This is a genomic window from Allobosea sp. AAP35 (genome assembly GCF_001295925.1).
Classification (GTDB): Bacteria; Pseudomonadota; Alphaproteobacteria; order Rhizobiales; family Beijerinckiaceae; genus Allobosea.
The window spans coordinates 1-11,924 of record NZ_LJHQ01000047.1 but is presented as its reverse complement, the minus strand read 5'-3'; the positions used below and the strand labels follow the sequence as shown (position 1 = coordinate 11,924).

Here is an 11,924-nt window from a genome sequence, read left to right as displayed (position 1 = left end):
GGGGAACCCTCTCCCATAGGGAGAGGGCAGGGTGAGGGGTCGGCCAGAACTCGTTGGCCTGAACCGACGCGCGGGCGGGTTCCACTTAGCTGGTCGAGGGGCCGACCCCTCTCCCCTACCCCTCTCCCTCCGGGAGAGGGGTTCCCCGCGCCTCACTGCATAGAGAACGTCAGCGCACGAACTTCAGATCCAGCCCCTTGTACAGCCCGCAACCATAGATGTTGTGGGCCTTGAAGGGGGCGAGCCGCGCCGAGGCCGCGATCTTCATCGGCTCGTGATAGAGCGGCAGCCAGACCGCTGCCTCATGCACCTTCTTGAGAACCTCGCCATAGGCAGCCGCGCGATCGGCGTCGTTGAGCGCGGTCATGCCCTTGGTGAGCAGCGCGTCGGTTTCGGCGTCCTTCCAGTTCATCCGGTTGGGCGTGGGGGCATTGGCCGAGGGGAAGTAGAGGTTCAGCGCGTCGCCGGCCGAAATATAGGGGAAGCTCATCCCGAACATATCGAATTCCTGCGTCGCGAGCTTACCCCAGCCGATGGTGGCATCAAACAGCTGGACGCGGAGATCGACGCCGATCTTGCGCAGATCGCCCTGGATCGCCTCCATCAGCTTCTGCCAGGTCGAACCGGTGAAGCCATAGGCGATCGGCGAGAGCTTCTTGCCGTCCTTGGCACGGAAACCATCCGAACCCTTCATCCAGCCCGCCGCGTCGAGGATCTTGTTGGCCTCGGCGACATTGGTCTTGATCGGAGTGACGGCCTTGTTCCAGTCGAGCGCCTCGCTGGAAATGTAGCTATAGGCCGGCTCGACCTCGCCGAAATAGAGGTTGTCGGCGATGGCCTTCTGATCGACCGCCATGACCATGGCCTTGCGCACCGCGGGGTCGCTGACGCCTTCCTTGTCGATCTTGAAGCCGACGAAATAGGTCCAGAACGCTTCCTTGGACTCGACGAGCTTGAGGTTGCGGTTGGCGCGGATCTGCGACAGTCCGGAATAGGGAACATATTGCGTGACCTGGCTCTGGCCGGTCATCACGGCGGCGAGGCGGGTGTTCTCTTCCGGCACGATGCGCCAGACGATCTCCTCGATCTGGGCGGCGCCCTTGTTCTCGTAGATCGGCGGGCCCCATTTGTAGGCGGCGTGCTTCTTCAGGCGGAACTCGTTGCGCGGCTTCCAGTCGCCCCAGCAATAGGGGCCGGTGCCGTTGAAGCCCTTGACGCCGAAATCGGCGCCGAGCGCCTCGACATTGGCCTTGTCCACGATGACGGCGAAGCTCTGGGTCAGCTGGTAGAGCAGCTCCGAGAAAGGCGCGGTCAGCTTGTATTCGACCGTGGTGTCGTCGACCGCGACGACATCCTCGACCTTGCCGGCGCGCCAGCGCACGGGCGAGCGCGTGGCGGGATCGACCCAGCGCTTGATCGAATAGGCGACGTCCTGCGCCGTCAGTTTCTTGCCGTCGCAAAAAGAAACGTCGTCGCGCAGCTTGAAGGTGTAGGTCTTGCCGTCGGGCGACACCATCCAGGAGGTCGCGAGGCCGGGCTTGATCGTCGACATGTCGTGGTCGAGCGAGACCAGCGTGTCGGCCATCATGAAGATGACCTCGGAGGCCGCGCGCGCGGTCGAACGGTGCGGGTCGTAGCGGTCGCTGTCGACCTCACGCACGATGGTCAGGCTGGTGTTGGAGCCTTGCGCCAAGGCGGGACCCGCCAGGGCCGCAAGGCCCATCAGGGCGCCGGTGGCGATGGATGTCAGATGCTTCACGATCGTTCTCCCCTTTTGTTTTGAAACGAGCGGTACGGTTGGGTGCCTCACTGGTTCCTCATGCGCGGATCGAGCAGATCGCGCAGGGCATCTCCCAGCAAATTGACGCAGAGCACGATGGCGATGATCACGAGGCTCGGCAAAAGCGAGATATGCGGCGCGAAGAACAGCGCATCGCGGCCCAACGACGCCATCATGCCGAGTTCGGCCTCGGGCGTCCGCACGCCGAGCCCGAGGAAGGACAAGGCCGCACCGATCAGGATGATCTGGCCGAAGCGCAGCGTCATGAAGACGAAGACCGGCGACAGGCAGTTCAGCGCCAGATAGCGCCAGATCAGGATGCGGTCGGGCAGGCCCATGGCGCGGCCGGCCTCCATATAGTCCTGCCCCATGATGACGATGGCGGCGCTGCGGGTGATGCGCGCGACATCGGGAATGGTCGCGATCGAGAGCGCGATCACGATCGCCGTCAGGCCCGGCCCGACGACGGCCGCCAGCGCCAGCCCGAGCAGGATCGCCGGGAAGGAGAGCAGGATGTCGGCGGCGCGCATGATGTAGGGGTCGAGCCGGCGATAGTAGACGCCGAGCAAGGCGATCAGCGCGCCCAGGCCGCCGCCGATGACGATCGAGGCCAGGCCCATCACCAGCGTCAGCCGCGTGCCGTAGAGTAGGCGCGAGAGCATGTCGCGGCCCTGCCCGTCCGTGCCGAGCCAGTATTGCGGCAGCGAGCCCTCGCTCCAGATCGGCGGGATGAAGGGCCGGCGCGTGGTGTTGTAGGGGTCGAAGGGGGCGAGCCAGGGCGCAAACAGGGCCGCCAGAACGATGAAAAGAAGGATGATCGCGGCAAGCAGGGCGAGCTTGTCGCGCAGGATGCGGCGTCCGAAAGCGGCGAGCGGCCGGCTTGCGACGGGTGCGGTGACGGCGATGTCAGCCATGTTTGTCCACCCGCGGATCGAGCACGGCATAGAGCATGTCGACGATGAGATTGATGATCAGGAAGGCCAGCGCCAGCACCAGGATCGCGCCCTGCGCCAGCGGAAAATCGCTCGCGAGGATGGCGCCAACCGCGAGCCGGCCGACACCGGGCCACGAGTAGATCGTCTCGGTGACGACCGCGCCGCCCAAAAGATAGCCGGCCTGCAGGCCGATCAGCGTGACGACCGGGATCAGCGCGTTGCGCAGCACATGGCGCAGCACCACGGCGCGTTCCGACAGGCCCTTGGCGCGGGCGGTGCGGACATGGTCGGCGCTGAGCACCTCGAGCGCGGCGGTGCGCGTCATCCGGGCGATCGGGCCGATGAAGACGAGGCCGAGCGTCAGCGCCGGCAGCGCGATGGCGGCCAGGCCCTCCAGGCTCCAGAGCGGCCCGCCGCGGCCGATGAAGGGCAGGAGCCCCCATTGGTAGCCGATATACTGCATCAGGATCAGGCCGATGAAGAACACCGGGGTCGAGACGCCGGCGACCGAGATCGCGATGACGATCCGGTCGAGCAGGCGGCCGCGGAAGACCGCAGCGATGGTGCCGAGCGCGATGCCGAGCGGCACGGCCCAGACCAAGCAGGCGAACATCAGTTCCGCGGTGGGGCCGATCGCCTCGCCGAGTTCGGCGATGACGCTGGTGTTGGAGATCAGCGAGACGCCGAGATCGCCCTGCAGCACGCGCGACAGATAGATGCCGAACTGGATGTAGACGGGACGATCAAGGCCGAGATCCTTGCGGACCTGCTCGACGAGTTCGGGGCTCGCCATCGGGCCGGCGACGATCGCGGCGGGATCGGCCGGGACGAGCTGCAGCAAAAGGAAGCCGAACAGCAGCACGCCGAGAAGGACCGGCACCGACATGGCGAGGCGCTGGGCGATGTGGTTCAGCATGGGCCGACGACGCTGATCGGTGTAATGCCGAAACACTCCGTCATCCCGGACGCAGCGAAGCGAAGCTCCGGGATCCATCGTAAGGTGCGACGCTGCCCTATGATGGATCCCGGATCAGCGCGGCCTGCGGCCGCTTGTCCGGGATGACGCGGCGTTTCCGGTGCTCTGCTGGGATACGGCAACACAACCACCATCAACCTTCCGCCTCGTACACGACCTTACCCGCGATGATCGTCATGTCGCAGCGCGTCTCGTGCAAGAGCTGTTCCGGCGTCGCGCTGGACAGGTCGCGTGAGAAGATCGCGACGTCGGCCGCCATGCCCGGCAGGAGGCGGCCGCGGCTGTCCTCGCAGCGGTTCACATAGGCGCCGAACTCGCTGTAGGCCGAAATCACCTCGTCGATCGTCAGGGTCTGGTCGGGCGAGATCACCGTGCCGCGCGCCGTCTTGCGGGTCAGCATGGTGTAGATGTTGGGCCAGATATTCGCATCGCAGACCGGCGCATCGGAGGAGGCAGCGGGCTTCAGCCCGGCTTCGATCCAGTCCCGCATCGGATAGCAGGCGTCGACGCGCTCGGCCTCCAGCACCGAGAGATAGAGATCGCCGAAATCATAGATGAAGACCGGCTGCGGCACGGGCTCGATGCCGAGCCGGACCATGCGGGCGATCTGCTCCTTCGAATTGAAGCCGCAATGCTCGATGCGGTGGCGGCGGTCGGCATCGGGGTGATCGTTTAGCCCGTTTTGCATCGCGTTCAGCGTCTGCTCGATGGCGGCATCGCCGATGGCATGCACCGCGAGCTGATAGCCCTTGGCGTGGTAGTCGCGGGTCAGCGCGTCCATCTCGTCGTCGGTCAGGCAGAAGATGCCCTTGGTCTCCGGTTCGCCGAGATAGGGCAGGCTCATCGCCGCCGTCTTGCCGCCGGCCGAGCCGTCGGTGAAGATCTTGACCGGGCCGACGCTGAGCCAGTCGTCGCCCGCCCCCGTCACCAGGCCATCGGCGAAGCACTGTTCGACGATGCCGTTATGCCCGCCGAGCAGGCACATATTCGTGCGCACCGGCAGGCGGCCCGTGCGCTGCGCCGTGCGATAGGCCGCGACCTCGCGGTATTGCGAGCGCATGCCGACAGCGGCATCCATGACCGACGTGATGCCGAAGGAATTGCAGTAGCGCCCTGCCCGCTCGATCGCTGCGACGAGTTCCTCGTCGGTCGGATCGGGAATGACCTTCTTGATCGCATCGCGGCCGTTCTCGGCCATCAGCCCGGTCAGCACGCCATTGACCTGCTCGATCGCCCCGCCGGGCGGGACCGGCGTCGTCTCATCGACGCCCGCGAGCTTCAGCGCCAGCGAGTTGGCGACCGAGAGATGGCCGCAGGCGCGCACGATGTAGACCGGGTTGTTCGGCGCGGCGCCGTCGAGTTCGGTGCGATGCGGGTGGCGCTTCACGTCGAGTTCGAAATGGTCGTAGCCGCGCGCCAGGATCCATTCACCGGGCTTCGCCTTCGCGGCCGCCTGCGCGATCATCTCCAGCAGGCCGTCCAGCGTGCGCACGAAGCGCGGCCGGATATCGAGTTCCTTCATCGTCAGCCCGAGCGGCAGCAGATGCAGATGCGCCTCGTAGAGGCCGGGCGTCGCCATGCGGCCGGCGAGATCGATCACCTTCGTGCCCGGGCCAATCAGCGGCGCCATATCGGCCGGCGTTCCGGTCGCCAGAACCTTGCCCGCCCAGAGCGCGACAGCCGAGGCGTAGCCCTCCTTCAGCCCGAGATAGACCGGGCCATTCTGGAGAACGAGATCGGCATGGGGCAGGCTAGGCATGGAATTAGTTCCTCCGGGAACCAATTCATGACATCAAAAAAATGCCCGGGCAATCGGAGCGCGCGCAGCAAAATGCGCCACTGCGGCGATGAAGAGATGGGCAGCATCGCGCGTGCTCGCTCGCTGAGTAAGGCTCGGTGAGATGACGCTGGGGTAGATAAGGAAGTGGTGCCGCTTGAGAGTTCAGTGGCGCTGGGAGCGTTGCTGTACGCCATTGTGTTTTAGCCGTTGAAGGTCTCACATTAGGTGTACTTGGGCAGCTTGCTCCAACTGAACACATGGGTCAGGCTCTGCGTATGCGACGCGAGCTTCTTATACCGTACGCACTGGACCTGGAGCGCGACGGCAGGATATCGGCTGACGAGATAGGCACCATCATGAGCGACGCACGCTCGACGGTACGCCTGCAAGCGACGGCATCCGCTGATACGATTTCACGAAAGGCGCTGCGTTTTTCATGCCCGGCCTGCGGTCAGAAGCTCTACCCGCACGCGCCGACCGCCAAGCACGGCCGCCACTATTGGACGCACCTGCGAGGAGGCGCCGATGAGTGCCCGCTTGAACGAAAGCGGAAGCTCACCCCTGATCAGATCAGCGCACGGATCTTCCATGGCCGCCAAGAGGGCGACGCGCATAAGGACCTCGTGAGGCTACTGGCCGGCCTCGCTGAAAGCGATGCATCGGTCGAGGGGGTCGAGCTAGGCGCTTATGAGGCGCCGACCGACGCCATGCGCGACGAGTTTCCCTATGGCCGGTTTCCCGACGTCAAGTTCAACTGCAACGGCAATCGGGTCGTCCTGGAGGCGCAGCTCGCCACGATCACTCTGCATGGCATCAACGGGCGCCGGGCGTTCTACGACCGCTCAGGGGCCTGCCTGCTCTGGGTCATGCGAAACTTCGATCCGAGGGGGCCGATGCGCGCGTCCGTCCGCGACATCGTAGCAGACCAAAGCGGCTCTCTGTTTTCTCTGGATAGCGACATCGTCGCGCTAAGCCGGGGCGATGGCGTGTTCCGCTTGCGCGTCTGGACATTCCTGGGGGCTGGGCACGCAGAGCCGTGGGAAGCGAGCGTCGTGACCATTGCAGAGGCGGCCGCCTTGGCCCGCCCGGTGCGGTGGTCGGACGACTTCAAGCGAAGATGGATCGAAGAGTACAAAGGTTCATCGTATGGCGGCCCCGGAAAGATCGATCCTTTCGGGATGCTCAACGAACTGGCGGCAAGGGCCAAGCTTCCACCGTTTGAGCGCAGCAGCTCTGGTGAATGCATGCTTGCGCTCGTCCGGCTCCTAATTTCTCTTGAGGCCGGCTTTGTCACCGGGTCCGGCCATCCTCAGCTGATCTCGATCGCCAACAACTTCAACAACAACGGTGGGTACCGCGCTGCCTCTCTCGTGCGAATGGCTATAGAGCGCTGGCAACCGCGTCTTCTAGCTCGGACATCAATGCAAAACGCATTGGCCAGGGCGAAGGATGAACTGAGAACGAGCGGCGTTTCGGAGTGGGGACGCTTGAGTCCGATAGGGCTGATGAGGGACGCCCTATTCCCGGATTGGGATCTCAGCAAGCCCGAGCAAGCATCATCTAGCCGTTCAGGCTGATTCCGGAACGCAGATTGCTCCAGACGGAGTGCTCTCGACGCGAAACGTCGAAGCCGCCCAAAAATAGTGAAACAAATGGTGCCGCTTGAGGGATTCGAACCCCCGACCCCCTCATTACGAATGAGGTGCTCTACCAGCTGAGCTAAAGCGGCGACGCGGGAGGCTCTACCAGCCCGGCCGATTCTTGGCAAGGCGAAGGCTTCGAGGTTGCGCCGGAAAGTCCGGCTTTTTCAGTCCTCGCGTCGCAGTCCTGGCTTTTGGCCAGCCCCTGCTTTGGTCAGTCCTTGCGCAGCTTTTCTGTCTCGGGCTTTTCCTGGCCGAGCGCGACGATGCCGCGGCGGATGGCGCGGGTGCGGGTGAAGTGCTTGTGCAGCGTCTCGCCGTCCCCGAAGCGGATGGCGCGGGTCAGCACCGCCAGATCCTCGCTGAAGCGGCCGAGCATCTCCAGCACCGCATCCTTGTTGTGCAGGAAGACGTCGCGCCACATCGTCGGGTCGGAGGCCGCGATGCGCGTGAAGTCGCGGAAGCCGCCAGCGGAGAACTTGATCACCTCCGACTGCGTCACCGCCGCCAGATCCTCCGCCGTGCCGACGATGTTGTAGGCGATCAGATGCGGCAGATGGCTGGTGACGGCCAGCACGAGGTCATGATGGCTCGCGCTCATGATCTCGACGATCGCGCCCATGCCCTCCCAGAACTGGCGGGTACGAGCGATCGCCGTCTCATCCGTGCCATCCGGCGGCGTCAGGATGCACCAGCGGTTGAGGAAGAGGCTGGGGAAGCCGGCATCGGGCCCGGAATTCTCGGTGCCGGCGACGGGATGGGCCGGGACGAGATGCACGCCGTCAGGCAGATGCGGCAGGACCGCCTCGACCACGGCGTTCTTCACCGAGCCGACATCGGAGAGGATGGCGCCGGGCTTCAGCGATGCCGCGATTTCGGCCGCGACCGCGCCGCAGGCGCCGACCGGCACGCAGAGGATGATATGATCGGCGTGCTCGGCCGCGCCGGCGGCGGTTTCCGCGATCTCGTGGCCGAGGCCGAGTTCACGGGAGCGATCGCGCACGGCCTCGTCGCGATCATAGAGCACGACGCGACCGGCGAGATTCAGCTGCTTGGCCGCATGGGCGATGGACGAGCCGATCAGGCCGATGCCGATGATCGCGAGACGCGCGAAGACCGGCTCCTCGCGGCGCGGGGCGAAGCTCTCCTGGACGGGCGCCATCATGCCCCCGCCGGCATCGCGCCGCTCATGAATTCCGTGAGCGCGGAGACCACGAGCCGGTTCTGCTCCTCGGTGCCGATCGTCATGCGCAGGGCGCCCGGCAGGCCATAGGAGCCGACGCCGCGCAGGATCAGGCCGCGCTGCGTCAGGAAGGCGTCGGCCTCCTTTGCGGTCCGGCCGGGCGTCGTGGGGAAATGGATCAGGACGAAGTTGCCGACCGAGGGCGTCACCGTCAGCCCGAGCTTTTCCAGCTCGGCCGTGGTCCAGGCCAGCCAGGTGTCGTTGTGCTCGATGGCGGCGGCGACATGGGCCTCGTCGGCGATGGCGGCCGCACCGGCCTCGATCGCCGCGCCATTGACGTTGAAGGGGCCGCGGATGCGCTCGAGCGCGTCGATGATGTGGGCGGGGCCATACATCCAGCCGATGCGCAGATTGGCCAGCCCGTAGATCTTCGAAAAGGTGCGCGTCATCACGACGTTTTCGCTCTCGGCGACGAGTTCGAGGCCGGACGCATAGTCGTTGCGGCGGACATATTCGGCATAGGCCGCGTCCAGCACCAGGACAACATCCGACGGCAGCCCGGCATGCAGGCGCTTGACCTCGTCGAAGGGGATGTAGGTGCCGGTCGGGTTGTTGGGGTTAGCGAGGAAGACGATTTTCGTGCGCGGCGTTACCGCCGCGAGGATCGCGTCGACATCGGCGGTGAAGTTCGTCTCGTCGACCACGACGGGCTTGCCGCCGGCGGCCAGGATCGCGATGCGGTAGACGAGGAAGCCGTGCTGCGTGAAGATGCCCTCGTCGCCATCGCCAAGATAGGCCTTGGTGATGAGCTGCAGCAGTTCGTCCGAGCCGGTGCCGCAGAGGATCCGGCCGGCATCCAGCCCGTAGCGGCCGGCGATGGCCTCGCGCAGTTTTGTCGAGGAGCCGTCCGGGTAGAGTTCGAGCTTGCTGGCGATCCTGCCATAGGCCTCGACGGCCTTGGGGCTGGGGCCCAGCGGCGTCTCGTTAGAGGACAGCTTATGCAGCTTGACGCCAGCCGGTGCGGCGGATTTGCCAGGGACATAAGCCTCGATGTCGAGGACGCCGGGGCGGGGCATGGGGCGGATGGCTGCGGACATGGTGACAGGCTTTCGGTGTTTACAACCCTCCCCGTCATTCCGGGCGACCGGAGGGAGACCCGGAATCCATCGTAGGGCACCGCGCTCTATGATGGATCCCGGAGCTCCGCTTCGCTTCGTCCGGGATGACGGTGGTGGATCAGGCAAGAGACATGGTCGGACTTACGAACGGACGGGTTTGAAGGCGAAGCGGGCGGCGTGGCTGCCGATCTCGGCGAAATCGCTCAGGCCAGCGGGTTCCAGCGACTGACGGATGACGGCCTGGTCGACCTCGCCGGAGGCCGCAACCAAAAGCGAGAGATGCGAGCCGTCCGCCGCCGAAGCCGAGACCTCGGCGAGATGCTGGGCGAGCCCTGAGCGCAGGCTTTCAGACCAGCGCTCGACGCGGGCGGCGTAGAGCACGATCTCGCGCACCGCAGCGTCGGCCAGGGGCTTGGCGATGCAGTAGACCGGCGTGCCGGCGGGATGGTCGGGCCGCTCGATGAAGGGCAGCCGCGCGATGATCTTGGGGGCATCAGTGCCGATCAGATCGCGCCACCAGATCCCGGCGCTGGCGCCCTGGTCCATGCGGAAGATGCCGAGATCGCCGGCCGACTCCGCCACGGCGTGGATCACCGCGCGCGCATCCTCATGGGTGACGAAGGGCACGGTGAAGCCGAAATGGAAGCGGGCGGAATCGCGCATCGCCGGATCGCCGCCCGAGACGTCGGCATGAACCGCGTAATTCGCCTGCACATAGGTGAAGGTGGCGATGATGATGCGCCAGATGCCCTCAATGGTGTCGAGCGGCAGCAGGCCCTGATGGCGCAGCGCCAGGCGCTTCATCATGTCGGCCTCGCGGCCGGGCCGGAAGGCCGAGCCCGAGGCTTGCGTCTTCTTCACCGAGATCAGCGTCTCGATGATCTCGGAGCGTTCCATGAGCAGTGCATGCATCTGCGCATCGATACGGTCGATCCCGGCGCGCAGATCGGCAAGGGTCGTGGGCGCAGCGAGCGTGGTCGGAGCGGCTTCGGTCATGATGGCAGCGCAATTGCGAGGGACAGCCCTCATCCTGAGGAGCCGCGAAGCGGCGTCTCGAAGGATGATCCAGCACGCTCTGGAGCATCCTTCGAGACGCAGCCTGAAGGCTGCTCCTCAGGATGAGGGCTGAGGGTTGGATTAGGCTCTTAGCGCCGCAACCAGCCCTTGGCAAAGCCGCGGACGCAACGCCGCGTTGACATGACGCACGCGTCGCGGCATCGCTAGGGTTCTATCTTTCAAACAAGAAGACCGGCAAGACAAACGACCCGTCGAAGCGGACAAGAATGAGCGATTTTTCTGCAAGGCTGGTCGATCCGGTAAAGGAAGCCAACGAACCTTCGAGCGAGGTCGCGCGCTTCGGTCCCGACACGCCGCTGCTGATGGATTGCGGCGTCGCGCTCGATCACTGGCAGATCGCCTACCAGACCTATGGGACATTGAACGCGGCGAAGTCCAACGCCATCCTCGTCTGCCACGCACTGACCGGCGACCAGCATGTCGCGAGCCGCAATCCGATCACCGGCAAGGGCGGCTGGTGGACGGCGATGGTCGGCCCCGGCAAGCCGGTCGATACCGAGCGCTTCTTCGTGATCTGCGCCAATGTCGTCGGCGGTTGCACCGGCACGACCGGGCCGGCCTCGACCAACCCCGAGACCGGCAAGCCCTGGGGCCTGTCCTTTCCGATGGTGACGATCCGCGACATGGTGCGGGCGCAGCGGCATTTGATCGACAGCCTGGGCATCGAGAGCCTGTTTTGCGTCGCCGGGGGCTCGATGGGCGGCATGCAGGTGCTGCAATGGGCGGCGAGCTATCCCGACCGCGTTTTCTCGGCGCTGCCGCTGGCCACCGCAGCGAAGCACTCGGCCCAGAACATCGCCTTCCACGAGGTCGGACGGCAGGCTGTCATGGCCGATCCGGAGTGGCGCGGCGGGCGCTATCTCGAAGAGGGCACGCGCCCCGCAAAGGGGCTCTCCGTGGCGCGAATGGGCGCGCATATCACCTATCTGTCGGAGCCGGCTCTGCACCGCAAATTCGGCCGCAAGCTGCAGGATAGGGAGGCGCCGACCTTCTCCTTCGACGCGGATTTCCAGGTCGAGAGCTATCTGCGCTATCAGGGACTGTCCTTCGTCGAGCGCTTCGACGCCAATTCCTATCTCTACGTCACGCGGGCGATGGATTATTTCGATCTCGCCGCCGATCATGACGGCGTGCTGGCCAAGGCCTTCGCGGGCACGAAGACGCGCTTCTGCGTCGCCTCCTTCACCTCCGACTGGCTGTTCCCGACGTCGGATTCCCGCGCGATCGTGCATGCGCTGAATGCGGCGGGCGCCTCGGTCTCCTTCGTCGAACTCGACAGCGACAAGGGCCATGACGCCTTCCTGCTGGAGGAGCCCAACCTGTTCGCGACGACGCGCGGCTTTATCGGCGCTGCGGCAAGGGCGCGGGGGATTTGATGCGGAAGCCCGACCTTTCTCCCTCCCCCCGCTTGCGGTGGGGGGGGCTGGGGTGGGGG

The 11,924-nt window shown here is 65.4% G+C and carries 9 protein-coding genes and 1 tRNA gene; 2 read left to right on the top strand and 8 right to left on the bottom strand.

Annotation, left to right across the window (positions count from 1 at the left end):
• Positions 1–169 precede the first annotated feature (169 nt).
• From IP69_RS15870 to IP69_RS15855, 4 genes are all read right to left on the bottom strand, one after another.
• On the bottom strand, positions 170–1,759 hold the full coding sequence (locus IP69_RS15870; protein ID WP_197279911.1) for an ABC transporter substrate-binding protein: 1,590 nt from the start codon (positions 1,757–1,759) through the stop codon (positions 170–172).
• A 47-nt stretch (positions 1,760–1,806) separates the two neighbouring features.
• The gene (locus IP69_RS15865; protein WP_054143812.1) at positions 1,807–2,694 is read right to left on the bottom strand and encodes an ABC transporter permease; all 888 of its coding nucleotides are present in this window, start codon (positions 2,692–2,694) and stop codon (positions 1,807–1,809) included.
• Positions 2,687–3,631, bottom strand: a complete 945-nt coding sequence (locus tag IP69_RS15860) for an ABC transporter permease (protein ID WP_054143811.1) — start codon at positions 3,629–3,631, stop codon at positions 2,687–2,689. The genes IP69_RS15865 and IP69_RS15860 overlap by 8 nt, the downstream gene beginning before the upstream one ends.
• Before the next feature lie 193 nt (positions 3,632–3,824).
• Complete coding sequence (locus IP69_RS15855; RefSeq protein ID WP_054143810.1) at positions 3,825–5,450, bottom strand: amidohydrolase; 1,626 nt, start codon at positions 5,448–5,450, stop codon at positions 3,825–3,827.
• Between the two features lie 377 nt (positions 5,451–5,827).
• On the opposite strand from IP69_RS15855, the gene IP69_RS15850 reads away from it, so the two are divergent.
• Entirely contained in the window at positions 5,828–7,048 is a 1,221-nt protein-coding gene (locus IP69_RS15850; protein ID WP_156323496.1) for a DUF6035 family protein, read from the top strand.
• A 76-nt stretch (positions 7,049–7,124) separates the two neighbouring features.
• Here IP69_RS15850 and IP69_RS15845 read toward each other — a convergent pair.
• The 4 genes from IP69_RS15845 to IP69_RS15830 form a co-directional block, all read right to left on the bottom strand.
• A tRNA-Thr gene (locus IP69_RS15845) sits at positions 7,125–7,200 on the bottom strand.
• Between the two features lie 125 nt (positions 7,201–7,325).
• Positions 7,326–8,276, bottom strand: a complete 951-nt coding sequence (locus IP69_RS15840; protein ID WP_248306861.1) for a prephenate/arogenate dehydrogenase family protein — start codon at positions 8,274–8,276, stop codon at positions 7,326–7,328.
• On the bottom strand, positions 8,273–9,391 hold the full coding sequence (hisC, locus tag IP69_RS15835) for a histidinol-phosphate transaminase (RefSeq protein ID WP_054143808.1): 1,119 nt from the start codon (positions 9,389–9,391) through the stop codon (positions 8,273–8,275). Before hisC ends, IP69_RS15840 begins: the two co-directional genes overlap by 4 nt.
• Before the next feature lie 162 nt (positions 9,392–9,553).
• Complete coding sequence (locus IP69_RS15830; protein WP_054143807.1) at positions 9,554–10,408, bottom strand: chorismate mutase; 855 nt, start codon at positions 10,406–10,408, stop codon at positions 9,554–9,556.
• Between the two features lie 287 nt (positions 10,409–10,695).
• Between IP69_RS15830 and IP69_RS15825 the strand changes: the two genes are divergently transcribed.
• Positions 10,696–11,865 (top strand): homoserine O-acetyltransferase, encoded by a 1,170-nt coding sequence (locus IP69_RS15825; RefSeq protein ID WP_054143806.1) that lies wholly within the window; start codon positions 10,696–10,698, stop codon positions 11,863–11,865.
• Positions 11,866–11,924 lie beyond the last annotated feature (59 nt).

What these genes read in the sequence shown, in the direction of transcription:
- IP69_RS15865 (WP_054143812.1), bottom strand. Translation starts at nt 2,694, where the DNA reads ATGGCTGACATCGCCGTCACCGCACCCGTCGCAAGCCGGCCGCTCGCC.
- IP69_RS15860 (WP_054143811.1), bottom strand. Translation starts at nt 3,631, where the DNA reads ATGCTGAACCACATCGCCCAGCGCCTCGCCATGTCGGTGCCGGTCCTT.
- IP69_RS15855 (WP_054143810.1), bottom strand. Translation starts at nt 5,450, where the DNA reads ATGCCTAGCCTGCCCCATGCCGATCTCGTTCTCCAGAATGGCCCGGTC.
- IP69_RS15850 (WP_156323496.1), top strand. Translation starts at nt 5,828, where the DNA reads ATGAGCGACGCACGCTCGACGGTACGCCTGCAAGCGACGGCATCCGCT.
- IP69_RS15840 (WP_248306861.1), bottom strand. Translation starts at nt 8,276, where the DNA reads ATGATGGCGCCCGTCCAGGAGAGCTTCGCCCCGCGCCGCGAGGAGCCG.
- hisC (WP_054143808.1), bottom strand. Translation starts at nt 9,391, where the DNA reads ATGTCCGCAGCCATCCGCCCCATGCCCCGCCCCGGCGTCCTCGACATC.
- IP69_RS15830 (WP_054143807.1), bottom strand. Translation starts at nt 10,408, where the DNA reads ATGACCGAAGCCGCTCCGACCACGCTCGCTGCGCCCACGACCCTTGCC.
- IP69_RS15825 (WP_054143806.1), top strand. Translation starts at nt 10,696, where the DNA reads ATGAGCGATTTTTCTGCAAGGCTGGTCGATCCGGTAAAGGAAGCCAAC.